The following is a 25,508-nucleotide window of genomic DNA, read 5'->3' as shown; positions in this document are numbered from 1 at the left end:
GCCGCCAAGACTGCAATCCCCCACAGGAGCCAACGACATGAAGCATGCATCGCTACTCGGCATTGCGCTGGTATTCGCCACCGGTTTCGCGCTCGCGCAGGACGGCATGACCGAAGCCCAGGTCAGGGCCAAGCTCGAGTCCCAGGGATACACCAAGGTCAACGACGTCAAGTTCGAGGACGGCGTGTGGAAGGCAGACGCCCGCAGCGCCGACGGTAACCGGGTCGACGTGCGGATCGACGCCAAGACCGGCACGATCCGCCCGGACGAGCTGGTCGCCAACCTGACCGAAGCCGACGTGCGCGCCAAGTTGGCGACTGCTGGCTACACCAATGTCCATGACGTCGACTACGAGGACGGCATCTGGAACGCCGAAGCGGACGATCCGGCGGGCAAGGACGTCGAACTGAAGATCGATCCGACCAGCGGTGAGGTCATGGGCAAGGAAAAGGACTGACCGCACCGCCACGTCGCGGGCATGACATCGAAGCGCGGCAGGCCAGTGCCTGTCGCGCTTTTTCGTGTAAATCTTCCGGCTGGCGCATGGCGACTACCCTCGCCCGCGCGTTGCCTGCGCCGGCGCCGTGTCAGCGCTGCAGTGCGCTGGTCGCCTCGTAGGGAAGCTGTTCGGCACCTGCTTCGCGCAGCGCGGCCTCGGCCGCCGCCATCGCCTCAGGGGTCTCGTCGACGACCAGCAGGATGCGCCCGGCGCGGATCTCCGACTCGAATCGCCGATGGACTTCGTCGGGCACCATCGATCCGATCAGCGAGGTCACCCAGCTGCCGACCGCCGCGCCGATCAGCGTGGTCGCGGCGACGCCGACGATGGTCAAGCCGATCGGCGGCACGACCACGCCGACCAGTCCGCCGAGCAAGCCGACCGAACCGCCCGCCATCGCGCCGCGCGCGGCAGCGGGCATGAAGTCGCTCTCCGCGTTGCGCAGCTCGTCGGGTACCTCCTGCATCTCGATCGCAGAGTCGGCGATCAGGGAAATGTCGTTCTCGCCGATGCCGCTGCGCCGGGCGGCAGCGACGGCGGCGATGGCGTCGGCGACCGTATCGGTCACGAACACGTGTCGGGTCTTCATGGAGTCCTCCGGGCCTTGGCGGGTGGGAGAGGGCAAGACGAAAGCGCCCTGCAGACTAGAACCGGGCAAGGAAAGGGAACGTGATGCGGGCTCAGCGTCGAGCCAAGCGGCGAGCCGACACGACTCGGCCCGAAGGCTCGGCTGAGGAGCCGGCTACCGCGTTCAGGCGCGGTGTCGATGGCGTGCGGTGTGGCGCGCTGCCGGATGCAGTTTGGGGCGTCAGGCACCCACGCGGCGGCGCACCGCGTCAACGTCGCGCACGGCGCGCACTTCCAGGCAGCCCACGCGTGCCCAGGGGAACTGGGATGCGATCTGCACCGCCTCGTCCATGCTGTCGGCCTCGATCAGGTTGAAACCGCCAAGGATCTCCTTGGTCTCGGCGAACGGGCCGTCGACGACGCTGGTGCGTCCGCTGCGGATGCGGACCGACTTCGCGGTCGACGCGTCCTCGAGCTGCTGGAAGTCGACCAGCTTGCCGTCGGCCTTGAGCTCGTCGGCATGCCCGAGGCAGGTACGCATCATCGCGTCGGGCTCGCCGGCGGGCAGCGCTTCGATGAGTTCGTTGTCGATGTAGACCAGGGCCAGGAACTGCATGCTGCGCTCCGCGATGGGGGGAGCCGCATTATGGGCGCCCGCTGGCGGGCGCGCGGGATGGACAGGATTTTCCCGCAGGTGGGACAGTGGTCGCACGCCCGCTCGGGTAGGATTCGTGTCCCCCCGCCCGCCGGTTCCCGCATGCAGCCCATCATCTCGATCGAGCAGCTCGGCAAGACCTACGCCTCGGGTTTCCAGGCGCTCAAGTCGATCGACCTGGAGATCCGCCGCGGCGAGATCTTCGCCCTGCTCGGGCCCAACGGCGCCGGCAAGACCACGCTGATCAGCATCGTCTGCGGGATCGTCAACCCCAGCAGCGGGCGGGTGGTCGCCGACGGCCACGACATCGTCCGCGATTACCGCGCCGCGCGCGCGAAGATCGGGCTGGTGCCGCAGGAGCTGTCCACCGACGCATTCGAGAGCGTGTGGGCGACGGTGCGCTTCTCGCGCGGGCTGTTCGGCAAGCCGCGCGACGACGCGTACCTGGAAAAGCTCCTGCGCGACCTGTCGCTGTGGGACAAGCGAGACAGCAAGATCCTCGCCCTGTCCGGCGGCATGAAGCGGCGCGTGCTGATCGCCAAGGCGCTGTCGCACGAACCGTCGATCCTGTTCCTCGACGAGCCCACCGCGGGCGTCGACGTCGAGCTGCGCCACGACATGTGGCAGATGGTGCGCGGCCTGCGCGAGCGCGGCGTCACCGTGATCCTGACCACGCATTACATCGAGGAGGCCGAGGACATGGCCGACCGCATCGGGGTGATCAACAAGGGCGAACTGGTGGTGGTGGAGGACAAGGATGTGCTGATGCGCAAGCTCGGCAAGAAGCAGCTGACGCTGACCCTGCAGGCGCCGCTGGAACGCATCCCCGGCGAGCTGTCCGCGCTGCCGCTGGAGTTGTCCGAAGACCGGCAGTCGCTGGTCTACACCTTCGACACCCAGACCGACGAGACCGGCATCGCCGCGCTGCTGCGGCAGCTGGCCGCGCACGGCATCGACTTCAAGGACCTGCATTCGAGCGAGAGTTCGCTGGAAGAGATCTTCGTCAGCCTGGTGCACGGGAACCCCGCCAACGCCCCCGCGCTGAAGCCCGCCGCTTCCGGGGCCAGCAATGGGCTTCCAGCGGGGCAGGACGGATCTTCGCCCGAGAGCGACGAAAGCCGGCGGGGAGACGGGCAATGAGCCTGAACTGGTACGCCATCCGCGCGATCTACAAGTTCGAGATGGCGCGCACCTTCCGCACCATCACCCAGTCGATCGCCTCGCCGGTGCTGTCGACCTCGCTGTACTTCGTGGTGTTCGGCGCGGCGATCGGCTCGCGCATGGGCGACATCGACGGCGTGGGCTATGGCGCCTTCATCATCCCCGGCCTGATCATGCTGTCGCTGCTCAACGAGAGCATCTCCAACGCCTCGTTCGGCATCTACATGCCCAAGTGGTCCGGCACGATCTACGAACTGCTGTCGGCGCCGGTGTCGTTTGTCGAGGTGGTCATCGGCTACGTCGGCGCGGCGAGCACCAAGTCGGTGATCCTGGGGCTGCTGATCCTCGTCACCGCGCGCCTGTTCGTGCCGTACGAGATCGCGCATCCGGTGTGGATGGTGGCCTTCCTCGTGCTCACCGCGGTCAGCTTCAGCCTGTTCGGCTTCATCATCGGGCTGTGGGCCGACGACTTCCAGAAGCTGCAGGTGGTGCCGCTGATGGTGGTCACGCCGCTGACGTTCCTCGGCGGCGCGTTCTATTCGATCTCGATGCTGCCGCCGGTGTGGCAGAAGATCACGCTGTTCAACCCGGTCGTGTACCTGATCAGCGGCTTCCGCTGGAGCTTCTACGGCGTGTCGGACGTCAACGTGGCGATCAGCGCGGTGGCGATCCTGGCCTTCCTCGCGCTGTGCCTGGTCGCGGTGTGGTGGATCTTCCGCACCGGCTGGAAGCTCAAGAGCTAGGCGTCGTGGCGCTGCAGCGCCGCGACCACGGCATCGGTGTCGACGACCTCGGCGAACTCCGCGCGCAGCGTCGCCAGGTGGGCGCGGGCGATCTCGGCGGCGGGAATGGGTTTGCCGTTGCCGTCGGGCAGGTCGAAGCACTGGCAGGCGTCACCGACCACGATCGTGCGGTAGCCCAGGTTCGCGGCGACGCGCGCCGTGGTCGAGACGCACATGTCGGTGCTGATGCCGAACAGGACCACGCTGCGCACCTCGAGCCGGCGCAGGCGCAGGTCGAGGTCGGTGCCGATGAAGGCGGCATTGACCGACTTGGGCAGCACCGCTTCGCCCGGCAGCGGATCGAAGCCGTCGCGGAACGCATTGCCCGGATGCGCGGGGTGCAGCGACAAACCTGCGTGCACCGAATCGTGGCGGACATGGATCAGCGGACGACCGCTGGCGCGCCAGGCAGCGAGCAGGCGGCGACCATTGTCGTCCATGTCGGGGTTGTCGCGCGGACCCCACGGCGGGTAGTCGAAGCCGCGCTGGATATCGATCGGCAGCAACACGGTCGTGGCGTCCAGGCGCAGGGAGCGGAGATCGGGCGTCATCGCGGGGGCCTCATCTGGCGGGCGGCCACTGTCGCGCTGGCTCGTGCCGGTCTCAACCCGGCAGAATGCCGGACCGGGCCGGCATGGTGATCGCATGAAGCAACTCGACGACATCGACCATCGGCTGATCGCCATGCTCCAGGACAACGCGCGCCTGCCGGTGGTGGCGCTGGCCAAGGCGGTCGGGCTTTCGCGCAGCACGGTGCAGGAGCGGCTGCACCGCCTGGAGTCCTCCGGCGCGATCGCCCAATACACCGTGCGCCTGGGCAGGGAGGAAGCCCTGCAGGCCTGGCTGCTGCTGCGCCACGCCGAGGGCTTCAGCTGCGACGACGTGATGCCGCTGCTGGCCGGCCTTCCGCAGGTGCAGAGCTGCTACAGCGTGGCGGGCGAAACCGACCTGATGGTGCTGGTACGCACGCAGACCGCGTCGCAGCTGGCCGACCTGCGCGAGCGCATCGTCGGGTTCCGGAGCATCGACGCGGTGACGACGCTCACGGTGTTGCGGGTGCTGCTCGAGCGTCAGTGACGATCGCGGCGGTGGCTGCGTCTTAGCCGGCGTCCTTGAACCAGGGCTCGACAACGCCCTTGACCTTGACCGTCATCGGATTGCCTCGACGGTCCAGCGTCTTGCCGAACGGCAGCCGCACCCAGCCCTCGCTGACGCAGTATTCCTCGACGTTGGTCTTTTCCTCGCCGTTGAAGCGCACCCCGATGCCGCGTTCGAGCGCGGCGGCGTCGTGGAAGCGGCTGCGCGGGTCGCTGGACAGGCGGTCGGGCGGGGTGTCGCTCATGGCGGGGTCTCCGTGCGGCGGGTGCGCCGCGATGCGGGAAGGATAAACGCAGCTCCTGCTTCCTCCCAGCGAGCGGCGATGGCGGCCACCGATCCGTCGCGGCCTGCGCCGCCACCAAGTTCGCTGGCTGCGTTGCCTGAACACGTGTGCGGAAGGATCGCCGCGAGCGCGCATGCGATCTGCGATGTGCGCGCTCGCCGGACCCATGACGATCGTGACATGACGCCTGGCACGCGCCGGATCGGCGAGGTTGGCGCAGGCTGGACACGCTCCTCCTCCATGGAGTTCCCCCACCATGAACGCCCGCATTCCGATTTCCGAAAACCCCGTCCCCCAAGACCGTACGACACGCCCCGAATCCCCGCGCGAGCCGACCGGGCAACCGCCGCGCCACTTGCACCGTGAGCGCGATTTCGGCATCGGCTACGGCAACAGCAGCGGCTACGGCAGCGAACTGCATTACGTCGACGGCCACGTCGATCCGATCTTCCGCTGCGCCTGACCGGAAGGTTGCCATGCTGGAGCGGCAACGGCTGCGATGTCGTGCTGCAGGGCAATCGCGGCCATGGCCGCGTCCGCAATCCCGCTCCGGATGCGTGCGGAGCTTCCGCGGTCAGTGCGCTTCGCGCCGCCCCTGCGCGCGTGCCCGGGCGATCACCTCGCGCATCAATGCCCGGTCGCGGTGGCGCGAGATCGCCATCGCGCCCAGCGCGATCGCCTGTTCGCGCAGCGGCGCGGTGACGTCGTAGTGCGCGCCGCTGGTCTTGTCCTGGAATGCGCGCCGCGGGATGCCCAGGCGCGCGGCGAAGGCGTGCAACTCCTCCAGCGTGTCGGCCATCAGGTGCGCCCAGCGCTGCCCGCGCCATAGCGTCACCGCGTCGTCGACGTAGACCGTCATCGCCGCTGCGCGCCGGCGCGGCCGCCGCTGCCGTGGACGACGTTCAATGCGCGCGCCCGCGCGGCTCGACGTGGATGGTGATCGACGATTCCGGGAACTCGCGACGAAGCGCGTCCTCGAGGTCGTCGCACACCGCGTGCGAGTCGTCGACGCTCATCGTACCGGGGACGCGCAGGCTGAAGTCGATGAACGTCAGGCGCCCGGCGTGGCGCGTGCGCAGGTCGTGGACGTCGTTGGTCGGCCCGCGGGTGGCGGCGATGATCGCCTCGATGCGGGCGACGGCCTCCGGCGGCAGCGCGGCATCCATCAGCCCGGCGACGCTGTCCTGCATGATCTTCCACCCGGCCCACAGGATGTTGAGCGCCACCAGTGCGGCGATCGCCGGGTCGAGCCGGGCCCAGCCTGTCACCGCGACCAGGGCGACGCCGACGATCACGCCCGCCGAAGTCCACACGTCGGTCATCAGGTGCTTGCCGTCGGCCGCCAGCGCCGGCGAACGCAGCCGCTGGCCGCGTCGGATCAGCAGCATTCCCCACCCCAGGTTGATCAGCGTCGCCAGGCTGCTGATCGCCAGGCCGAGCAGCGGAGCGTCGATCGGCTCGGGTGCGATGAAGCCGCGCCACGCCTCGCGCAGGATCGCCAGCGCGGCTAGGATGATCAGCACGCCCTCGAGCACGGCGGAGAAATATTCCGCCTTGGTGTGGCCGTAGGGATGGTTGTCGTCGGCCGGCATCGCGCTCACCCGGATCGCGATGAACGCGGCAATGGCGGTGGCGACGTTGATGATGCTTTCCAGCGCGTCGGAATACAGCGCCACGCTGCCGGTCAGCTTCCAGGCCAGGAACTTGAGCCCCAGCACCAGCAGGCCGATGCCGATGCTGCCCAGCGCGAGCCGGTAGATCGTCGAGTGCGCGGGAGACTGGGAGGAAGCGGGATCGGAGCCGCGGGTCATCGCCATGGCGGGAAGAGGGACGGCGATACTCTAGCGAAACCGCGTTGCGCGCGCTGGCGACATGGCGTCGCGCGCAGCGAATCGCGGCCGCTCAGGTTTCGGCGGCAGTCATTGGTGCGGCAACCGCGGATTTGTCGGCTGCAGCACAAAGCCTTTCCACCCAGCCGTTTTCTCGAAGGAGAGGACTTCAGGGAGCCGGGGTGGCCGCGGTTCGCGGCTTGCCGAACTCCTCGCGCAGCCAGTCGTCGATCAGCTGCTTCTCGTAGCGCAGCGGATCGGTGTCGGTCGATCGCAGGCCGCGCTGCAGGTAGCCCAGGTCCGACAGCTTGCGCGAGCCCTGCGCGAGCACGTCGCCGCCGGCGCCGAGCAGCCTGAAGTCCAGCGCGATGCGCGGCGGGTAGATGTCGCGCATGTAGCGGATCGAGTCGGCGCGGGCGCCGCGCCCGGGTTCGAAATCGCCGGCGCGCTCGATGTCGGTGATCGTGACATCGAGCCTTTGGCCGGCCGGCAACTGCCTGGCGGCGCGCTCGCGCAGGTATTGCGCCAGGTCCTGTACCCAGTCGCCGCGACGCGCCTCCCAGCGGTTGCCGCTGTGGAGGATTTCGGAGAACTGCGCCGGATCCGTCCATTGCACGTCGACCTGGCCATCGGCAGGCAGGCTGCGCGGCGCCTGGGGATCGGTGACGTCGGAAAGCTTGGCCGCGGCGCTGCCGGCGGCGAGCAGGCTCGCGAGCAGCCAGGCGGTCGGGATGGTGGCGTTCATGCGATGTCCCTCCTGGAACGAAAGTCGATCTTCGTCCCGTCGCGCGGCCGATGCAAACCGCCGCGATCGCAGCGGCGCCGTGCTACGAAGGCACCGACGTGCCGGCCTGGTGGCGCGAGGCCTCGCGCGCGCGCGCGACCAGCGGCTGCAGGCCCGCGAGCGCGGGTTCGATGAGGGCGGCGTGGCGGCGCCACTTGCCGGCGTCCGGCGGCGTCAGGGTGTAGCGCGACAACGGCAGGCGTTCGCCCAGCGTGACGTCCCAGCCGAAGCCGGCCCACCGGCAGAGGCGGGTGGTTTCGGCCTGCGGATCGCTGACGAAGCGCTCGTAGTCCACGCCGATCCAGTCCTCGGCCGGCAGAGCATCCAGGTCGTCGAGGAGGATCTGGCTGGTCCGCGCCCACTGCGCGGCGACGATCGCTTCGAGCGGCTTGCCCGACAGCTCGCGCCAGCCGGGCACCAACAGGAACGACCAGGGCGGTCCCTGCCAGCCTGGCAGCGCCGGATAGGTGCGGAACCCGCCGGACTGCCAGCCGTCGAGCATGCTGCCCAGCGTCTGGCGCGGGTCGCGGTGCAGGTAGATGAAACGAGCGTCGGGGAAGACCCGGCGCAACAGCGGGATGCGCAGCGCGTTCTTCGGCGTCTTCTCCAGCATTCGGACCGGGTCCGACGCCGGCCGGCGGCGTTCGCGGTCGCGCAGCGCGGCCCGGAAGCCCTGGCGCAGCTGCGTGATCACACCGTCGTCGGCGTCGCTTGCCAGCAGGCGGTTGGAGTCGAAGCCGCGCTGCGCGGGATCGAGCGCGGCGATGCCTTCGAACAGGCCGTGGCTTTCGTCGCCGATGGTGAATACGTCCGGCGCCGATGCCAGGGTTTCAAACAGCAGGGTCGAACCCGAGCGCGGCGGACTGATGATGAACACCGGGCGGTCGAGCGCGAAGTCGGGCTGCTCCGTGCCTTCTCCACGCGGCGTGGCCGGCGTGGGATTCGCCTGGCTCGCCGCGCCATGGTGGTCGCGACGCGCCTCGCCGTTGGCGCCGTCGGCCAGGGCTACGTCGAACAGGCAGGCCGACAGCGCGTGCAGCAGGCCGGTTTCGTTGCGCAACCCGATCTGGCCGACGCCCAGCGCCACCAGTTCGGCCTGCAGCGATTGCAGCAGCGCGCGGTAGCGCGGCCAACCCGAGTGATCCTCGCCATGGCACGCCCACGCCGCCTGCCAGTGGCGGGTGAATGTCGACAACGCACGCTGGATCGCCGCCAGGCGCGGATCGGGCACGGCTTCGCGCAGCAGGAAGGACACGTGCTCGCGCACCTCCCACGGCGTCATCACCACCGGCACGTTGCACGATTCGAAATCCAGCGCTGGCGTCGCGGCGCTGCGGTCGTAGGCGACGAAGCGCGGATTCCACGGGTGTTCGGGCAGGCCGGCAACGCCCACCGGCCGCGCGCCCTCGGCGACCTGCTTCCAGAAGCCTTCGCCGCCCACGGTGTCCATCACCAGGTGGATGCGGTCGACGTCGCCGGTGTTGACCACTCCATGGCGCCGCCAGGTGTCGAAGATCCAGCACTCGCCGGCGCCCATGTTCACATCGGCATCGCCGCAGTGGAACCGCACCGCGGGCGTGGTGACGATCGGCACGTGGACGCGCATGCGCTCCTGCCAGTAGTAATTCGTGTCGACGTGCGCAGCGAGCTGGGAACGGCCGGACAGGCGCATCAGGCGCGAGCGTCCCCAGGTCGCGCCGAGCGCCTCCATGACCTGCATGATGTAGGGGCAGCGCTGGAGCCAGGGCGTCGGGCGCATGTCGCCGCCGAGTTCGTCGCTCTCGACCGCGCCCCCGGTGGTGATCAGCGGCAGCGCGCTGTTCCCGGCGACGCCCCCCATGCGGGCGCGCCAGCACGAGGCATCGAGCGCCAGCACCTCGCTCGCCAGCGCGTCGGCGTCGAGCTGGATCGGCAATTGCATGAACGGAAACTGCAGTTTCATCGCGGCGTGGATTCGAGCCCGCAATGGAGTTGCGGCGTGGCGCGATCTTAACCGACCGCCTGGAATCCCCTTGCCTGCCGCGATGCCTGCGCGGTGGTGAGCCCGCTGCTCGGCTCCCTGCATCGGCGGCGTGGTCACGCTGCTCGTACCTGGTCACGACTGCATGCAGCCGTCACCCGGTGGGTCGGCGCATGCGCGCTGCCCACGGGCGGCTACCGCCCTTGGGGCAGGTGGATCAGGCCGCGCGTGGCAGGGCGTCGTCGTCCGGCTGCAGGCGCTGCACCGCGTCGTGCAGCGCATCACCGAACTCTCCGGCGCTGGACAGGATGCGAAGCACGTCGCGGCCGTCGAGCGCGCGGCCGAAGTCGAAGCCGGTTTCGATCAGGCGGCCGCCGTGCAGCCGCGCGTCGTCGCCCCAGCCGGCACCGATGCCGCCGCCGAGGTCGATCCCGAGTTCCAGCCCGCCCAGCGCCGCGCCTTCGTAGTCGCCGGCGGCAACTTCGCGGCTGATGCGCCAGGCGTCGGCGCCGCGGCCGCTCCACACGCTGATGTCCTGCAGCACTCGCGCGGCCTTCGAATCCGGCGGCGCCAGTTCGGACGCGATCTGCGCGGCCAGCACGGCGGTGCCGTCGAGCGCGGTGTCGATGCGGCCACCGGCCACGTCGCGGCCGACCTGCATCGCCTCGCCCGCGTAGTCGATGACGCGTTGCGCCGTCGTGGCCCAGCCGGCGTCCGCATTGCCGGCGATGTCCGCGCCCAGCGCCACGGCCTGGCGTGCGGCGTCGACATACTCACCGTTGCGGACCTGGCCGACGATCTCCCAGGCGTTCTCGCCACGGCGGCTCCAGGTCTCGATCTGGCGGCCGATTTCCCAGTCATCGTGGGTCGAACCCGCTGCGGGCGCGCGCACCAGGCCGGAGTTCGCGAAGTCCCAGGCGATGTCGTTGACCACGCCCGGCGCGACGTCGAACACCTGCTCGATGCGGCCGGCGCGGATGTCCTCGACGATGCCCACCACCTTCGCGCCGTTGTCGAGCCACTGCTGCACGGTGGCCGGCCAGCCGGTGTTGGGGTCGAAGCCGCTGCCGTCGAATTCTTGCGTGGCGACGGTGCCAGCCAGGGCAGAGGCCTGTTCGAACGCTGCCTGGTACTGGCCGCGGGCCACGTGCGTGCCGACTTCCACCGCCGTGCCTGCGTACTGCAGGTAGCGCGCCACGTCCGGTGTTTTCCCCTCGGCCGAACCGGTACCGAAGGCAGTGTCGAGCGCGGTGTAGACGCGCGCGCCGCCGGCCAGCGCGCCGGCGATGTCGCCGTGGCGGATGTCGTCGACCACGTCCACCACCTGGTCCAACTGGCCGGCGTTGGCCTGTACCCGACGCGCGATGTCGGCAACCCTGTCGCCGCCCTTGATGTCGCCGGCCACGTCCGCGACCAGGCCGGCGGCCTTGTCCACGGCGCTGACCAACTCGCCGTTCTTGATGCTGACGTAGACCTGCTCGCCGACCAGCACGCGGTTCGACCACTGGCCGACCCTGGTGGCGACGTCGGCCACCGCGTCGGCGGCGTCGCCGATGACGCCTGCGGCCGAGCCCACCAGCGAAGCGGTCGCGGAGACCACGCCCATCACGTTGCCGGACTTGATCGCCTGCACCCCGGCCTGCACCCCCTGCGCGGCCTTGCCGACCATGCCGGCGACCTTGGCCACGCCCGCGGCGACGCCGGACACCGCCTTGCCGGCGATCGCACCGGCGCCGCCGGCGACCGCGCCCGCCACGCCGATCACGGCCTGCAGGAAGTTCTTGTTCTTGACCCCATCGACCACCGCGATCACGCCGCTGATGATGCGCGCCGGGATCGCGATCCACGGGATCGGGATGAAGCTGCAGACCGCCAGCAGCGTCTTGCCGAACTTGCCGAAGAAGCTGCCGATGCCGGAAAACAGGCTGCCGAAGAACCCCTTCTTCTTGACCTTGCAGTCGGTGACGTTGCCGTTGCCATCGACGCTGAACTCGACCTTGTACTTGCCCACCTTGGTCTTGTGGCTGCCGGCCGGGCCTGCCATCGCGCCCATCAGTTCGTCGTACTTGGCGCGGACCTCGGCCTCGCTCATCTTCTTGAAGGCCTTTTCCGGGATCTTCAGCTCCATCCACAGCTGGTCCTTCATCTCCTGCACGGTCAGCGGCGGCGGCTCCGGCCTGGACATCGCCTGCAGCGTGTCCAGCGACTGCGCGAGGCGATGTTGCTGCTGGATGGCGTCGACCGCGGTGTTGACGAAGCGGGTGGCGCCGGCCAGCAGCGGTGCCGGAAGCGTGGCCACGTTGCCGGCCACCGAGGCCAGCGTGCCCAGAGCGGCCGGCGAGAACGTCAGCAGCCCGCATGCAGGCGCCGGCGCGGCGCGCATCAGCAGGGTGGAGATCTCGCCGTGCAGCTGCGACTGCGCGACGTCCAGCGAGCCGTGGCGCAGCGCCGCTTGATGGGTGACGAAGACCGAGTAGTCATTCCACACCATCGGCGTCGTGCTGCCGGAGGTGGCGACCTCGACCCGCGGCTGGGCGGAGGCGGCCTGCGCGTGGGTTTGTGTGCCGGCGGCAATGTCCGCCTGCAGGCGATGGGTGAACTGCTGGCGGGCGATCGCGCTGTCGGCCGTTGGCAACGGGCGGGGCGCCGCGCCATCGAGGGTCGGCGACGCAGCAGCCTGGGTCTCGACGGACCTGCCACGGTCGTCTGCTGCCGACTGCGCAGGCTCCTGCGTGCCCATTTCGCCATAGCGGGCGGACAGGTCGCTGGTCGGGACATCGACGCGGAAGTTCATGGCATTCCCCTGGCATGAAGATGACAGGCGAACAGATACCCGGCCGTATGGAGCCCCGACAACCCGGGGCCGGCCCCAGCGCGGGCCGACCCTAGGATCCGGATATGGCTTGATTACTGCCACTTCAGGCGCATTTCCTGAAGCCGATGACCGAGGATTCCGCCATGGCTGACGCCGCCACTCCCCCGATCCGCATCGATTTCGTGTCCGACGTGTCCTGTCCGTGGTGCGCGATCGGGCTGCAGGCGCTGGAACAGGCGATCGCGCGCGTCGGCGACGTCCCGGTCGAACTGCACTTCCAACCCTTCGAGCTCAACCCGGACATGCCCGCCGAGGGCGAGGACGCGATCGGGCACCTCACCGCCAAGTACGGCATGAGCGAAGCGCAGGCCAGGCAGAATGGCGAGGCGATCCGCGCCCGCGGGGCCGAGCTCGGCTTCCGCTTTGATATGGATCGCCGACGGCACGTCTGGAACACTTTCGATGCCCACCGCCTGCTGCACTGGGCCGGGCTGGAAGGGCAGGCGCAGCAGCGTGCGCTCAAGCATGCGCTGCTGGTCGCCTACTTCGGCGACGGCGAGAACGTCTCCGACCACGACACGCTGGCGCGGCTGGCCGAATCGTCCGGGCTCGACGGCGCGCGTGCGCGGGCGATCCTTGCTTCGGACAAATACGCCGACGCGGTGCGCGAGCGCGAGCGCCACTACACCGACAGCGGCATCAGCGCGGTGCCCTCTGTGATCTTAAACAACCGCCATCTGGTACAGGGCGGCCAGCCGGTCGACGTCTTCGAACGCGCGCTGCGGCAGGTCGCGGCCGGGGCCTGAGCGCGAACCGGATGCGCCGCCTGCGACCGTCGCGCGCGCGATATGCTCGTGCGATGCGCCTGGCCCTGATCACCGCCTGCCTGCTGCTGCCGTCCGTGTTCGCACCGGCGTTGGCGCAGGACCTGTTGCCGCGCCTGCTGGCGGCGGCGCCGGACATCGATCCGAAAGTGCTGGCGCTGGCGCTGGAAGCGCGCGACTGCGCGATGTCGGACGCAGCGGTGGACCGTCCCCAGCGACTGGCGGTCATCGACTACACCCTGCCGTCGACGGACAAGCGGTTGTGGATCTTCGATCTGCGCAAGGCCACGCTGCTGTACGAGGAGCACGTGGCCCATGGACGCGGCAGCGGCGGCAACATGGCCACGCGCTTTTCCAACATCGAAGGCAGCTACCAGTCGAGCATCGGGCTGTTCGTCGCCGCCGAGACCTACCAGGGCGAAAACGGCTACTCGCTGCGGCTGGACGGGCTGGAGCCAGGCATCAACGACAACGCGCGCGAGCGCCTGCTGGTGATGCACGGGGCGGACTACGTCGATCCGGCGCAGGCACGCAGGCAGGGCCGGCTCGGTCGCAGCTGGGGATGCCCGGCGGTGCGCAAGTCGGTGGCGCAGGGCGTGATCGACAGCCTCAAGCAGGGGCAGCTGGTCTTCGCCTACGCCGAAGACGCCGCGTGGCTGAATGGTTCGCGTTACCTGCATTGCGACAAGCCTGAACGCGGCGGCGCGCACTAGGACGCCTTCACGCATCGTGTGCGGCCCGACTGGGCAGCATCGGTCCACCGTCATGCAGGACCGCTTCGATGAGCCGACACATGTTTCGCATCGCCCCCCTGGTCGTCGCGCTGTGCGCGCTGCCCGGCCTGTCCGTCGCTGCCGACGCGCTGACGCCTGCGGCGGTCAACTCCGCGGAGGCCACGGCGGGCGACACGGCCATCCTGCGCGCGCAGGTGCTGCTGGATCGCGCGCTGTTCTCGCCGGGTGAAATCGACGGCGGCGCCGGCTCCAACACCACGCGCGCGATCCGCGCCTTCCAGCGCAGCCGCGACCTCGATGCAAGCGGCGAGCTCGATGCGCCGACCTGGCAGGCGCTCAACGCAGGCGCGCCCGACGTGCTGATCGACTACACGATCGCGGCCGAAGACGTCGCCGGTCCGTTCGCGAAGCTGCCCGAAGACACGGCCGCCAAGGCTGGCCTCCCGGCGCTGGGCTTCGAGTCGGCGCTGGAACTGCTCGGGGAGAAATTCCACGCCAGTCCGAAGCTCCTGCAGCGGCTCAATCCCGACGCGGACTTCGCCAAGGCGGGCACGACCATCGTGGTGCCGAACGTCGCCGGCGTCGCGGCGCCGGGGAAGGCCGCCAAGGTGGTGGTCGACAAGTCGGATTCCAGCGTGGCGATGCTCGACGCCGCGGGCAAGGTGATGGCGCTGTTCCCGGCTTCGACCGGCAGCGAGCACGACCCGCTGCCGGTCGGCGAGTGGAAGATCCAGGGCGTTGCGCGCGACCCGAAGTTCCACTACAACCCGGAGCTGTTCTGGGACGCCGAAGCCAAGGACGAGAAGGCCACCCTGGCCGCGGGGCCGAACAATCCGGTCGGCGTGGTCTGGATCGACCTGTCCAAGCCGCACTACGGCATCCATGGCACGCCCGAGCCGTCGAAGATCGGCAAGACCGAATCGCACGGCTGCATCCGGCTGACCAACTGGTCGGCGAAGCTGCTGTCGGATTCGGTGGCGCCGGGAACGCCGGCCGTGTTGCAGGAGTAGCTGCGTGCTGCGCGCGCTGCTGATCCTGCTGATCGGCGTGCTGGTGGGTGCGAACGTCGTGTACTTCGCGATGACCCGCTCGGCGCGGGACGCCGGCATGCAGCGAGACGCCCGCGCGGAGCCGGCGGAGCGCGTGGCGAAGGGCGACAGGGTCGATCCCGGCGACGCTGCAAGCGTGGCGGCAAATCCGACGCACGAACATGGATCGGGCGCGCAGACGCCGCGGTCCACGCGTCCTGACTCGTCGCCGGCGCCCGTCGGCGCCGTGGGCGCCGCCGCCTCGAATTCGGCTGGATTGATCATGCCGGTCCGAGGCGTCGCCGCGGACGCGCTCGTCGACACCTACACGGACGCCCGCAGCGAGGGCCGCAGCCACGATGCGATCGACATCATGGCGCCGGCGGGGACGCCGGTGCTCGCGGTCGCCGACGGCCAGGTCGAGAAGCTGTTCACCAGCGACCGTGGCGGCCTGACGGTCTACCAGTTCGAGCCCAGCGGCCGCTATGCGTACTACTACGCGCACCTGCAGTCCTACGCCCCGGGATTGCACGAGACGCAGCGGATCCGGCGGGGCGAGGTGATCGGCTACGTCGGCAGCACCGGCAATGCGAATGCCTCCGCGCCGCACCTGCACTTCGCAATCTTCCTGCTGGGCCCGGAGAAGCGGTGGTGGGAGGGGACCGCCATCAATCCGTATCCGCTGCTGCGCGCAAGCGCACGCTGAGACAGCGAACCTTCCGAACTCGGGAGTCTGCAGGAGCGGTCCAGCCGCGCGTTCTGTCCCGCATCTGCGCGTTCTCGCGTCCATCGTGCGCCGAGGAACGCAAGGCAGCAGCGCTGGAGGACCGGATACGCTGCCCGGCGTGTGGAGGGTGACGGCCGAATCACCGGTAGGCCGGCAAGTCCCTCGCAGCCAACCTGTCGTCTCACGAGGAGCAACCGAGGGAGCCTGCGGCTGCAGCCGCTCCCAGTGGGGCAGTACGGAATCGCCGAACGGAGCGATTCGCCGCTGCGCGCTGGACCGAGCTAGCGGCTTCGCCGCGCACACGGCGTGGCGTAGGATCTTATTGCGGCTTCTGCAGCAGCGGGGACAGCGATTTCCACACGTGGTCGCGCAGCGCCGGCTGCGCGCCTGCGACCGGATGCAGGTTGTCGTCCTGGAAGTTGCCGCGGTCGGCGGCGATCGGTTCGAGCAGGAACGGCAGCAGCGTGATGTCGAAGTGCGCGGCGAGGTCGCGGTAGACCCGTTCGAAGCCGTTGGCATAGTCGGCGCCATAGTTGGGCGGGATGCGCATGCCGACCAGCAGGACCTTAGCGCCCACGTACTGCGAGGCGCCGATCATGCGCGCCAGGTTATGGCGCATCTCGCGCAGCGGCAGGCCCCGCAGGCCGTCGTTGGCGCCCAGTTCGATGACCACCACGGCGGGCTTCACCCGCAGCACCTCGCGCACGATCCGCGACGATCCGCCAGCGGTGGTCTCGCCGCTGATGCTGGCGTTGACCACCCGCCAGCCGGGCTTGTCGGAGTCGACCCTGCGTGCAAGCAGCGCAACCCACCCCTGTTCGGCGGAGAGTCCGTAGCCGGCGGACAGCGAATCGCCCATCACCAGTACCGTCGGCGGCGTGCCGGGCGTTGGCCGGGGCGCGTCCTGCGCAAGGACGGGCAGCGCGGCGAGCAGGGCCAGCAAACCAATGGCCCATTGAAAGCGCGGCCCGCGGCCTGCATAAGAATGCTTCATCGATCGATTCCTGGTGGCTGGATCCATGTGGATCCATGGTTCGGCAACGATGCAGTTCCATGCGCCTCGACGCGCGGCATGGACACCGCGTGCAGGATATCGATGGCGCCGGATGGCCGCAGTTTCAAGATCGGGCGGGCGACAATGCGGTGCGGCAAGGATGCCGGTACGACTTTCTCCCACTGGATTCCCAATGCCCGACGCCGCTTCCCTCGATACGAACGCCCGCCCGGCCCTTGAAGTCACCGCCCTGGGCAAGCGCGTGCCGCTGCCCTCGGGCGAGCTGACCATCCTCGACGACATCGGCTTTGCCATCGCTGCTGGCGACAGCGTCGCCATCGTCGGCGCGTCGGGCTCGGGCAAGAGCACGCTGCTGTCGCTGATGGCCGGGCTGGACGTGCCCAGCAGTGGCGAGGTGCGGCTGGACGGCGCGGCGATGTCCGCGCTCGACGAGGACGGCCGCGCGAAGGTGCGCGCGGACAAAGTCGGCTTCGTGTTCCAGAGCTTCCAGCTGCTGCCGTCATTGACCGCGCTGGAAAACGTGATGCTGCCGCTGGAACTGCGTGGCGACGCCGACGCCGAAGGCCCCGCGCGCGCGACCCTGGCGAAGGTCGGCCTGGCCGAACGACTGACGCACTACCCGCGCCAGCTTTCCGGCGGCGAGCAGCAGCGCGTGGCACTGGCGCGCGCCTTCGTCACCGGCCCCTCGCTGCTGCTGGCCGACGAGCCCACCGGCAACCTCGACACGCACACCGGCGAGGCGGTGATCGAGCTGCTGTTCGCGATGAACACCGACGCCGGGACCACGCTGGTGCTGGTGACGCACGACGAACACCTCGCCGCGCGCTGCAGCCGCGTGCTGCGGCTCGACGGCGGCCGGCTGGTGGACGCGTGAAGCTGCTGCGGCTGGCGTGGCGGCAGCTGCGCCGTGACCTGGCGTCGGGCGACATCCGCATCCTGATCGCCGCGCTGACCCTGGCGGTGGTCGCGGTGACCGCGATCGGCTTCGTCACCGATCGCGCCGAGCGCGCGCTGGCGATCGAGGCCAATCGCCTGCTCGGCGGCGACGCCGTGGTGCGCGGCGACCAGCCGATCTCCCGGACGCTGCGCGAGGCCGCGGACGCGCTAGGGCTGGCGAACGCCGAAACGGTGGAGTTCAGCAGCATGGTCCGCGTCGGCGAAGGCGACGACGCCAACCTGCGTCTCGGCGACCTGCGTGCGCTGGGCGAGGGCTTCCCGCTGCGCGGCCGCTTCGTGGTCGACGATCCGCGCGGCGAGCACGAAGCCGACGGCATTCCTGCGCCCGGCACCCTGTGGATGAGCCGCGCCGGCGCCGACCTGCTCGGCGCGCACATCGGCGACGCGGTATCGATCGGGCAGTCGCGACTGACGCTCGCCGCGCTGGTGGTGCAGGAACCCGACGCGGCGATGGACTATTTCAACGTCGCGCCGAAGGTGTTCCTCAATCTCGCCGACCTGCCGGCGACCGGCCTGGTGCAGGAAGGCAGCCGCGTGCGCTACCGGCTGGTGGTGGCTGGCGACGCGGCCGCGGTCGAACGCTTCACCACTACCGCGAAGGCCGGGCTCGATCGTGGGCAGCGGCTGGAAACCATCGCCGACGCGCGCCCCGAAATCCGCTCCGCACTCGACCGCGCCGGCCGCTTCCTCGGCCTGGCCGCGCTGGTGTCGGTGGTGCTGGCCGCCGTCGCCGTGGCGATGGCCGCGCGCCGCCACGGCGAGCGCCATCTTTCCGGCGCGGCGGTGATGCGTTGCCTGGGCGCCAGCCAGCGCACGCTGGTGGGCATCCACGTCGGCGAGATGGCGCTGCTCGGCCTGCTGGCCTCCGCGCTGGGCGTTGCGATCGCGTTCGCGCTGCAGTGGGCGGTGGGCGCATGGCTTGAGCAGGCGCTCGGCCTGTCGATCCCGCCCGCCGGATGGCTGCCGGCGCTGGAAGGAGTGGCGGTGGGCATGACCGTGCTGCTGGCGTTCGCCGCGCCGCCGGTCCTGGCGCTGCGCCGGGTGTCGGCGCTGCGCGTGCTGCGACGCGACCTCGACCGCGCCGAACCCGCGGCGTGGGCGGTGCTGCTGTCGGGCTTCATCGGGCTGGCCGCGCTGGTGTGGTGGAAGGCCGGCTCGGCCACGCTCGGCGGCGCGATGCTGGGCGGCATCGCCGCCGCGTTCGCCGCGCTTGCGCTGCTGGCCTGGGTGATGATCGCGCTGGTGCGGCGGATGCGCTCGCGCCTGCGCGGCGCGCTGCGTTACGGGCTGGCGAACGTCAGCCGCCGCGCCGGCACCTCCATCGCGCAGGTCACCGCGCTCGGCCTTGGGCTGATGGCATTGCTGCTGCTGACCTTCGTGCGCACCGACCTGCTCGACCGCTGGCAGCTGTCGCTGGCGCAGGACGCGCCCAACCGCTTCATCATCAACGTGCAGTCCGACCAGGTGCAGCCGGTGCGCGAGTTCATCGCCGCGCAGGGGCTGGCCGCGCCGACGCTCGTACCGATGGTTCGTGCGCGCCTGCTCGAACGCAACGGCAAGCCGGTGCGCGGCGAGACCGTGGCCGATCGCGTCGAGGACGAGGGTGGCGATGGGCAGCAGGCCAGGCGCCGCGCCGAGCGCGAATTCAACCTGTCGTTCGCCGATGCGCTGGGCCACGACAACAAGGTCGTCTCCGGTAGGTTCTGGGGCAAGGCGACGCCGGCGCAGCCGGAACTGTCGGTCGAGGAGAATTTCGCGCAGTCGCTGGGCTGGAAGCTCGGCGACCGCATTGCGTTCGACATCGCCGGCCAACGCTTCGAAGGTCGCATCACCAGCCTGCGCAGCATCGACTGGGAGAGCTTCCGGCCCAACTTCTTCGTGCTCGCCTCGCCCGGTGCGCTGGACGGCTATCCAGCGAGCTACATCACCGCGGTCAGCGTGCCGGCATCAAGGCCGCGCTTCACCGCCGGCTTGGTGCAGCGCTTCCCGAACCTGTCGGTGATCGACATCGACGCGGTGCTCAAGCAGGTGCGCAGCATCGGCGACCAGGTTTCGACCGTGGTGCAGGTGGTGTTCTGGTTCGCGTTTGCCGCCGGCGTGCTGGTCCTGCTGGCCGCGATCGGCGCCAGCCAGGACGAGCGCCTGCAGGAGGGCGGGGTGATGCGCGTGCTCGGCGCCAGTCGCCTGCAGCTGCGGCTGGCGCAGGCCTCGGAGTTCGCGGCGATCGGCCTGCTGGCCGGGCTGGTCGCGGCGATCGCGGCCTCGGTGCTGTCGGGCGTGGTGGCGCGCGAGGTGTTCGACCTGCCATGGAAGCCGAACTGGGTGATGGCCGCGGCCGGCGGCGCGCTGGGCACCGCGGCGGCGCTTGCGGCAGGCCTGTTCGCCACGCGCCGCGTCGTCAACGCGCCGCCGTCGGAGAATCTGCGCGGGATTGAGGGCTGACGCCTCCGGGCAGGTAGCGCCGTCACCCCACGGCGCGGTCACTCGAACGGACCGCCATTCCGCGCACAGCGCGGAACCTCGCGCATCGGCATCGCGGATCGCCAGCCCCGCTGCAGCGCGGCGCGGCGCCGCTTGCAGCGAGGTTCACCGGCCTCCGGCATGCGATCGTCGCGCCGACCGCTACTTCAGTCGGCGGCTGGCGAGGTAATAAGCCAGGTTGCCCAGTCCCACCGCTCCGAGCAGCACCGCGAACACGCCCGCGTTGGGCTCGGTCCAGCCGCTGCCCTGGACGATGCCGAAGCCGGCGGCCAGCGCCAGCAGCACGATGCCCCAGCGCAGCGAGCCATGGCGGCGCCGCAACTCGTCGCCCTCGAGGATCGACTGCACCAGCGCCTCGGAGCCGTTGGATTCGACCATCTGCCGGCGCACGCGGGCATCGACGACGGCCTTGATCGCGTATGCGACGCAGACGAACAGGGTGATCGGGATGAGGATTTCGAGGTTCATGGCGGGTCGGGTTCCAGGTTTGTGGTCGGGGCTTGCGAGGACCTTGGATACGGCGATTCCGGAGGCGGTTGCACCTGGCCGGGAGTTCGGCGGCCGGAACCCGGGCTTGCAACCATCGTGACGGTCGGCGTATCTCCATCGGCATGCAGGCAGCCCTCTCCATCGACCCGGCCGCGGAAGCGGCGGCGGAAGCCCGCGCGCTGGTCGAAGGCGTGCTTGCCGGCGCCCCGGGCGCGTTCGAACAGCTGGTGCGCGAGCACCAGGGCCTGTGCTGGCACGTTGTGCAGCGCATGGTTCGCCACCCCGAAGACACCCGCGAGCTGTGCCAGGAGACGTTTCTTCGGGTGCATCGCTACCTGCACCAGTACCGTTTCGACGCACCGCTGAAATCATGGATCGCGCAGGTGGCTTACTCCGTCGCCAAGCGGCACCTCGAACGAAGGCGCATTCCGCTGGCCGAATCGATCGATGGCGACGGCCTGGCGCTGGCCGAGACGTTGGGCGACGACCACGATCTTGCGGCGGCGATCGCCGATGACGACGTCAATCGCCACCTGCACGCGGCAATCGAAGCGCTGCCACCGCTGCAGCGCACGCTGCTGACGCTGCATCACCTCGAAGAAGTCCCGATCCCCGAGATTTCACGCATCACCGGGATCGCCGAAGGCACCATCAAGAGCCATCTGTTCCGCAGCCGCAAGCGACTGCGCGCGCTGCTGGAGTCAAGCATCGGAGTCACCGCATGAGCATGCCCGGACCGGACCATGACAGGGGCGAACGGGAAGCGCACGAATGGGAAGTGCAGGAGCGCGGACGACGGCAGGCAGCCGATGCCGATGCCGCGTGGAATGCGCCTGCGGTCACCGGGATCGTCCGCGGTGCTTCCAGCGGGATCGACGCCGCGGCGTCTCCATCGATCGCTGCGGACGCCGTTGCGGCCGATGCGTACCGGCGCATCGCGCAGGCGCTGCGCCGCCCGCCGCCCGTGGACCTGCCGCCCGACTTCGCCGTGCGCATGGCGCGCATGGCCGAGACGCTGGCCCAGGCGCCAGCGCCGACCGCAGTCCCCGCCGCGGCAGCCGATCCCTTGCTCGAGCGCGTACTGCTGCGCGCTCTCGTGGCCGCGTTCGTGCTCGGCGCGGTGGTGGTGGGATTCGTGTACGGCGCGCGCGTGTTCACGCAACTGCAGGCCGCCATTGGCGCGCAGGGCGTGCAATGGGTGGCGCTGCTGGCAGGATGCCTCGGCCTGTCCTGGTCGCTTGGTCGGCTGCGGGCCCTTGCGGGCCACGACTCTCGCCACAGGCGACCGGCCTGATCGCCGATTGAGCGTTACGTCACGTTATCGACGCTCCCGGCATCGAAGCGGCGCGCGTAGTCGCGCTCTTCGCTGATGCGGCGAACTTCCGCGTCGGCCAGGTCCGGCGCGCCGTAGACCGCGTACACCGCCCGGTCGCCGTGCTTGCCGACGTGGTGGAGGCGGTAGCGCGACTGGCCGCTGCCGGTGCTGGGCGGATAGTTCAGCGGCGCCTCGTCGCCATCGATGTCCAGTTCGCTGTTGTCCACGGTGCCGCCGACGAAAAGTGCACGCATCGCTGTCTCCGGTGCCTTGGGATGATGCGGCCATCGTGCCGCCGGCCGCGTTCGTTGTCGATGAAGCCGGCATTCGGATTCAGCCATCGCCGTGCGCGCCGGCGGCAGGCACTAGAATTGCGTCCCCGCTTCCGCCCATGCTCCCGCCCGTGCGCGCCCCATGACCGCAACGCAAGCCGATCCCGCCCTGCAGGCGCTGATGCTGCCCTTCGCCGACGGCACGCTGGCCTGGCCTGGCGGCGGGGCATTGTTCCTGCGCGCCCGCGACGGATGGCCGCTGCACGAACATGCGCTCCCCGGCCTGGTCTGCGAACAGGGTTTCCGGCCCGACGCCGAGGCGCTGCAGCGCTCCGGATTCGAACCGCGCGCGCCCGACGACGCCAGGTACCCGCTGGTGCTGCTGCTGCCGCCGCGCCAGCGTGACGAGGCGCGCGCGCTGTTCGCCGCCGCGCTCGCGCGCCGGCAGCCGGGCGGGACCATCATCGCCAGTGCCGCCAACGATGCCGGCGCGAAATCGCACGAGGCCGATCTCGCGCGCATCGCCGGACCGCTGGTGTCGCGATCCAAGCACAAGTGCCGGGTGTTCTGGACCCGGCCGGGCGCGGCCGGCGGCGATGCTGCGCTCGCCGCGCAGTGGCGCGCGCTGGATGCGCCGCGGCCCATCGCGGGCGGTCGTTTCCGCAGCCGTCCCGGGGTCTTCGCCTGGGACCGCATCGATCCCGCCTCCGCGCTGCTGGCCGAACACTTGCCGGACGACCTGCGCGGCCATGCCGCCGACCTCGGCGCCGGCTGGGGCTACCTGGCGGCGGAACTGCTGCAGCGCTGCCCCGGCATCACCGCCCTCGACCTGTACGAGGCCGAGGCGCGCGCGCTGGAACTGGCGCGGGTCAACCTCGCGCCGTTCGCGCAGCGCGCCGCGCTGGGATTCCACTGGCACGACGTGACCACCGGCCTGCCGCAGCGCTTCGACGCGATCGTCAGCAATCCCCCGTTCCACGCCCAGGGCAACGCCGCGCGCCCGGACATCGGCCGGCGCTTCATCGCCGTGGCCGCCGAGGCGCTCAAGCCGGGCGGGCGCCTGTGGCTGGTCGCCAACCGGCACCTGCCGTACGAAGCAGTGCTGGACGCCAGTTTCGGCGGCACTCGCCTGGTCGCGCAGCGCGACGGGTTCAAGGTGGTCGAAGCGGTGAAGGCCGGGGGCGCTTCCGCGCGCGCGCCGCGATGAAGCTGCTCCGCACCATCGCCAACCTGGGCTACGGCAGCCGCCGCGACGTCACCGCCCTGATCCGCGAAGGCCGCGTCACCGACGCGCAGGGCGACATCCTGTACGCGGACGACGAGCCGCGCCACGATGACGTGCGTGTCGATGGCGAGCCGCTGGATCCTCCCGCCGGCCTGCTGCTGATGCTGCACAAGCCGGTCGGCACCACGTGTTCGACCAAGGACCGCGGGCGCCTGGTCCACGACTTGTTGCCGCCGCGTTTCGCGCGGCGCTCGCCGCAGCTGTCCACGATCGGGCGCCTGGACCGCGACACGAGCGGCCTGTTGCTGATGACCGACGACGGCGCGCTGCTGCACCGGATCATTTCGCCGAAATCCAGGCTGCCGAAAGTCTACGAGGCCACGCTCGCGCAGCCGCTGTGCGGCGACGAAGGCGCGATCTTCGCCAGCGGCACGCTGATGCTCGAGTCCGAGAAGACCCCGTTGCTGCCGGCGGAACTGGAAGTGCTGTCGCCGGTGCGCGCACGGCTCACGCTGCACGAGGGCCGCTACCACCAGGTGCGACGGATGTTCGCCGCGGTGGGGAACCACGTCGACACGCTGCACCGCAGCCGCATCGGCGGTTTGGCGCTGGACGGCCTGGCCGAGGGCGCGTGGCGCGCGCTTGGGCCGGAAGACCGGGAGCGATTGTTCTCGTAGGCCGGCCTGCGCCCCTGCAGGCCGCGCCAGCACCGCACATGTGGGAGCGGCTTCAGCCGCGAGCTTTTCTGGCGACATGAAGAAGAACCGAGAGCTCGCGGCTGAAGCCGCTCCCACGGGATCAACCGCGGGTCACGACATCAGGTTTTCCCAACCCTCGCGCCCCAGCTTCTCCAGCGTGGCGATGTTGCGATCGATGATCGCGTCCGGATCCGGGAATGCCGCCACCGCGCGCGCCACGCTGTCCTCGCGCAGCAGGTGCAGGGTGGGCCAGGGTGAGCGATTGGTGGCATTGGCGATGTCGTCGGGTGCGCTGCCGGCGAACTGGTACTGCGGATGGAAGCTGGCCACCTGCAGTTCGCCGTCGAGCCCGAGTTGCTCGACCAGCGCGTCGGCGTCCTCGAGGAAATCGTTGTAGTCGAGGAAATCGCCCAGGACCTGCGGATGCACGATCAGCGTGGTGTCGATTTCCTCCGCCGGCGCGTCGCGCAGGCGCAGCAGCTCCTCACCGAGCGTTTCCAGCAGCGCTTCAGGGCTGACGGCGTCGCTGAGTACGTAGCGCACCTGCGCCTTGGCGACGACCGCCTTGGCGAAGGGACACAGGTTCAGGCCGATGACGGCGCGTTCGATCCAGCGGCGGGTGTCTTCGATGGGATCGTGCAATGGGGTGTCTCACATCCGTTTGTAGGAGCGGCGGAAGCCGCGAGCTTTTCCTCACCGGAGCCCAGAAGCTCGCGGCTTCCGCCGCTCCTACCAGGGGGGGTCAGTCGCGGAAATTGTCGAACTGCAGCGGCAGCTCGAATTCCTGGCCGCGCAGCAGCGCCATCGCCGCCTGCAGGTCGTCGCGCTTCTTGCCGGTGAGGCGCAGCTTGTCGCCGTTGATCTGGCTGTCGACCTTGAGCTTGGCGTCCTTGAGCGCGCCCTGGATTTTCTTCGCCAGCTCACGCTCGATGCCCTGGCGCACGGTGACCTTCTGGCGCGCGCCGGCCAGGTTGGTCTCGACGTCGCCGAATTCCAGGCAGCGCGCATCGATCTTCCGCGCCGCAAGCCGTGCGCGCAGGATGTCGGTCATCTGCTGCAGCTGGAATTCGCTCGGCGCCGACTGGCTGATGACGTTGTCGTTGCGCTCGAAGCTGGCGTCCACACCCTTGAAGTCGAAGCGGGTGGTCAGTTCGCGGTTGGCCTGGTCGACGGCGTTGGTGAGCTCGTGGGTGTCGACTTCGGAAACGATATCGAAAGAAGGCATGGGCTGGCTGCAGCGGAAGAAGGGCAGGGCAGGTTAGCGCATGTGCCGCGCGGTCCGTACCGTCGGTCACGCGAACGGGTGCATC

At 69.8% G+C, this 25,508-nt stretch carries 28 protein-coding genes and 1 pseudogene; 15 read left to right on the top strand and 14 right to left on the bottom strand.

Going from position 1 to position 25,508, the window contains the following annotated elements:
- Positions 1-37 precede the first annotated feature (37 nt).
- Positions 38-457: a PepSY domain-containing protein gene (locus ACFOM9_RS08820; RefSeq protein WP_386709130.1), complete on the top strand. Its 420-nt coding sequence runs from the start codon at positions 38-40 to the stop codon at positions 455-457.
- 130 nt (positions 458-587) lie between these two features.
- Here the strand turns inward: ACFOM9_RS08820 and ACFOM9_RS08815 are convergent, their stop codons facing one another.
- Both ACFOM9_RS08815 and ACFOM9_RS08810 read right to left on the bottom strand, forming a co-directional pair.
- Positions 588-1,088 (bottom strand): hypothetical protein, encoded by a 501-nt coding sequence (locus tag ACFOM9_RS08815; RefSeq protein ID WP_386709127.1) that lies wholly within the window; start codon positions 1,086-1,088, stop codon positions 588-590.
- A gap of 219 nt (positions 1,089-1,307) precedes the next feature.
- Positions 1,308-1,682, bottom strand: a complete 375-nt coding sequence (locus ACFOM9_RS08810) for a YciI family protein (RefSeq protein ID WP_386709124.1) — start codon at positions 1,680-1,682, stop codon at positions 1,308-1,310.
- A 141-nt stretch (positions 1,683-1,823) separates the two neighbouring features.
- Here ACFOM9_RS08810 and ACFOM9_RS08805 point away from each other — a divergent pair.
- A pseudogene (locus tag ACFOM9_RS08805) lies at positions 1,824-2,741 on the top strand (ABC transporter ATP-binding protein); the annotation flags it as partial.
- A gap of 122 nt (positions 2,742-2,863) precedes the next feature.
- A complete protein-coding gene (locus tag ACFOM9_RS08800) occupies positions 2,864-3,625 on the top strand; it encodes an ABC transporter permease (RefSeq protein ID WP_386710957.1) in 762 nt (253 codons plus the stop codon).
- On the opposite strand, the gene ACFOM9_RS08795 is transcribed toward ACFOM9_RS08800, so the two are convergent.
- Positions 3,622-4,215, bottom strand: coding sequence for a cysteine hydrolase family protein (locus ACFOM9_RS08795; protein ID WP_386709121.1), 594 nt, complete (start codon positions 4,213-4,215; stop codon positions 3,622-3,624). The two genes, ACFOM9_RS08800 and ACFOM9_RS08795, sit on opposite strands and share 4 nt — an antisense overlap.
- 94 nt (positions 4,216-4,309) lie before the next feature.
- On the opposite strand from ACFOM9_RS08795, the gene ACFOM9_RS08790 reads away from it, so the two are divergent.
- Positions 4,310-4,741, top strand: coding sequence for an Lrp/AsnC family transcriptional regulator (locus ACFOM9_RS08790; RefSeq protein ID WP_386709118.1), 432 nt, complete (start codon positions 4,310-4,312; stop codon positions 4,739-4,741).
- Positions 4,742-4,763: 22 nt separating this feature from the next.
- Here the strand turns inward: ACFOM9_RS08790 and ACFOM9_RS08785 are convergent, their stop codons facing one another.
- The gene (locus ACFOM9_RS08785) at positions 4,764-5,006 is read right to left on the bottom strand and encodes a DUF3297 family protein (protein ID WP_386709115.1); all 243 of its coding nucleotides are present in this window, start codon (positions 5,004-5,006) and stop codon (positions 4,764-4,766) included.
- A gap of 295 nt (positions 5,007-5,301) precedes the next feature.
- Between ACFOM9_RS08785 and ACFOM9_RS08780 the strand changes: the two genes are divergently transcribed.
- Positions 5,302-5,508: a hypothetical protein gene (locus tag ACFOM9_RS08780; RefSeq protein ID WP_386709112.1), complete on the top strand. Its 207-nt coding sequence runs from the start codon at positions 5,302-5,304 to the stop codon at positions 5,506-5,508.
- Positions 5,509-5,619: 111 nt separating this feature from the next.
- On the opposite strand, the gene ACFOM9_RS08775 is transcribed toward ACFOM9_RS08780, so the two are convergent.
- The 5 genes from ACFOM9_RS08775 to ACFOM9_RS08755 all read right to left on the bottom strand — a co-directional run bounded on the left by ACFOM9_RS08775 (position 5,620) and on the right by ACFOM9_RS08755 (position 12,412).
- Positions 5,620-5,904, bottom strand: coding sequence for a DUF4031 domain-containing protein (locus ACFOM9_RS08775; protein WP_386709109.1), 285 nt, complete (start codon positions 5,902-5,904; stop codon positions 5,620-5,622).
- A gap of 43 nt (positions 5,905-5,947) precedes the next feature.
- Positions 5,948-6,862 (bottom strand): cation diffusion facilitator family transporter, encoded by a 915-nt coding sequence (locus ACFOM9_RS08770; protein ID WP_386709106.1) that lies wholly within the window; start codon positions 6,860-6,862, stop codon positions 5,948-5,950.
- Between the two features lie 181 nt (positions 6,863-7,043).
- Complete coding sequence (locus tag ACFOM9_RS08765; protein ID WP_386709103.1) at positions 7,044-7,619, bottom strand: DUF3016 domain-containing protein; 576 nt, start codon at positions 7,617-7,619, stop codon at positions 7,044-7,046.
- 82 nt (positions 7,620-7,701) lie between these two features.
- Entirely contained in the window at positions 7,702-9,600 is a 1,899-nt protein-coding gene (locus ACFOM9_RS08760) for a sulfotransferase (protein ID WP_386709100.1), read from the bottom strand.
- A 235-nt stretch (positions 9,601-9,835) separates the two neighbouring features.
- On the bottom strand, positions 9,836-12,412 hold the full coding sequence (locus ACFOM9_RS08755) for a hypothetical protein (protein WP_386709097.1): 2,577 nt from the start codon (positions 12,410-12,412) through the stop codon (positions 9,836-9,838).
- Positions 12,413-12,576: 164 nt separating this feature from the next.
- Here ACFOM9_RS08755 and ACFOM9_RS08750 point away from each other — a divergent pair, with 164 nt between their 5' ends.
- From ACFOM9_RS08750 to ACFOM9_RS08735, 4 genes are all read left to right on the top strand, one after another.
- The gene (locus ACFOM9_RS08750) at positions 12,577-13,239 is read left to right on the top strand and encodes a DsbA family oxidoreductase (RefSeq protein ID WP_386709094.1); all 663 of its coding nucleotides are present in this window, start codon (positions 12,577-12,579) and stop codon (positions 13,237-13,239) included.
- Positions 13,240-13,292: 53 nt separating this feature from the next.
- Positions 13,293-13,970: a murein L,D-transpeptidase catalytic domain family protein gene (locus ACFOM9_RS08745; protein WP_386709091.1), complete on the top strand. Its 678-nt coding sequence runs from the start codon at positions 13,293-13,295 to the stop codon at positions 13,968-13,970.
- A 68-nt stretch (positions 13,971-14,038) separates the two neighbouring features.
- Entirely contained in the window at positions 14,039-15,001 is a 963-nt protein-coding gene (locus tag ACFOM9_RS08740; protein WP_386709088.1) for a L,D-transpeptidase family protein, read from the top strand.
- Between the two features lie 7 nt (positions 15,002-15,008).
- Positions 15,009-15,725 (top strand): M23 family metallopeptidase, encoded by a 717-nt coding sequence (locus tag ACFOM9_RS08735; RefSeq protein WP_386710954.1) that lies wholly within the window; start codon positions 15,009-15,011, stop codon positions 15,723-15,725.
- A gap of 340 nt (positions 15,726-16,065) precedes the next feature.
- Here the strand turns inward: ACFOM9_RS08735 and ACFOM9_RS08730 are convergent, their stop codons facing one another.
- Positions 16,066-16,740, bottom strand: coding sequence for an arylesterase (locus ACFOM9_RS08730; RefSeq protein WP_386709085.1), 675 nt, complete (start codon positions 16,738-16,740; stop codon positions 16,066-16,068).
- A 193-nt stretch (positions 16,741-16,933) separates the two neighbouring features.
- Here ACFOM9_RS08730 and ACFOM9_RS08725 point away from each other — a divergent pair, with 193 nt between their 5' ends.
- A complete protein-coding gene (locus ACFOM9_RS08725) occupies positions 16,934-17,635 on the top strand; it encodes an ABC transporter ATP-binding protein (protein WP_386709081.1) in 702 nt (233 codons plus the stop codon).
- Positions 17,632-20,160, top strand: coding sequence for an ABC transporter permease (locus tag ACFOM9_RS08720; RefSeq protein WP_386709079.1), 2,529 nt, complete (start codon positions 17,632-17,634; stop codon positions 20,158-20,160). The genes ACFOM9_RS08725 and ACFOM9_RS08720 overlap by 4 nt, the downstream gene beginning before the upstream one ends.
- Before the next feature lie 180 nt (positions 20,161-20,340).
- Here the strand turns inward: ACFOM9_RS08720 and ACFOM9_RS08715 are convergent, their stop codons facing one another.
- Complete coding sequence (locus ACFOM9_RS08715; protein ID WP_386709076.1) at positions 20,341-20,667, bottom strand: hypothetical protein; 327 nt, start codon at positions 20,665-20,667, stop codon at positions 20,341-20,343.
- A 143-nt stretch (positions 20,668-20,810) separates the two neighbouring features.
- Here ACFOM9_RS08715 and ACFOM9_RS08710 point away from each other — a divergent pair, with 143 nt between their 5' ends.
- Both ACFOM9_RS08710 and ACFOM9_RS08705 read left to right on the top strand, forming a co-directional pair.
- Complete coding sequence (locus tag ACFOM9_RS08710; protein ID WP_386709073.1) at positions 20,811-21,413, top strand: RNA polymerase sigma factor; 603 nt, start codon at positions 20,811-20,813, stop codon at positions 21,411-21,413.
- Complete coding sequence (locus ACFOM9_RS08705; RefSeq protein WP_386709070.1) at positions 21,410-21,982, top strand: hypothetical protein; 573 nt, start codon at positions 21,410-21,412, stop codon at positions 21,980-21,982. The genes ACFOM9_RS08710 and ACFOM9_RS08705 overlap by 4 nt, the downstream gene beginning before the upstream one ends.
- A 14-nt stretch (positions 21,983-21,996) precedes the next feature.
- Here ACFOM9_RS08705 and ACFOM9_RS08700 read toward each other — a convergent pair whose 3' ends face one another.
- Positions 21,997-22,257, bottom strand: coding sequence for a hypothetical protein (locus ACFOM9_RS08700; RefSeq protein ID WP_386709067.1), 261 nt, complete (start codon positions 22,255-22,257; stop codon positions 21,997-21,999).
- A 160-nt stretch (positions 22,258-22,417) separates the two neighbouring features.
- Between ACFOM9_RS08700 and ACFOM9_RS08695 the strand changes: the two genes are divergently transcribed.
- Positions 22,418-23,482 carry a class I SAM-dependent methyltransferase gene (locus ACFOM9_RS08695; RefSeq protein WP_386709064.1) on the top strand — a complete coding sequence of 355 codons (1,065 nt, stop codon included), beginning with the start codon at positions 22,418-22,420 and terminating at the stop codon, positions 23,480-23,482.
- On the top strand, positions 23,479-24,177 hold the full coding sequence (locus tag ACFOM9_RS08690; protein WP_386709061.1) for a pseudouridine synthase: 699 nt from the start codon (positions 23,479-23,481) through the stop codon (positions 24,175-24,177). The genes ACFOM9_RS08695 and ACFOM9_RS08690 overlap by 4 nt, the downstream gene beginning before the upstream one ends.
- A gap of 132 nt (positions 24,178-24,309) precedes the next feature.
- Here ACFOM9_RS08690 and ACFOM9_RS08685 read toward each other — a convergent pair whose 3' ends face one another.
- Complete coding sequence (locus tag ACFOM9_RS08685; protein WP_386709058.1) at positions 24,310-24,840, bottom strand: DUF1415 domain-containing protein; 531 nt, start codon at positions 24,838-24,840, stop codon at positions 24,310-24,312.
- 100 nt (positions 24,841-24,940) lie between these two features.
- Positions 24,941-25,423: a YajQ family cyclic di-GMP-binding protein gene (locus ACFOM9_RS08680; RefSeq protein WP_386709055.1), complete on the bottom strand. Its 483-nt coding sequence runs from the start codon at positions 25,421-25,423 to the stop codon at positions 24,941-24,943.
- Between the last annotated feature and the right edge of the window lie 85 nt (positions 25,424-25,508).

It is taken from the genome of Luteimonas notoginsengisoli (genome assembly GCF_042648885.1).
Taxonomy (GTDB): Bacteria; Pseudomonadota; Gammaproteobacteria; order Xanthomonadales; family Xanthomonadaceae; genus Luteimonas; species Luteimonas notoginsengisoli.
Note: the sequence above shows the minus strand (reverse complement) of the source record. Positions and strands in the feature narration are given on the sequence as shown.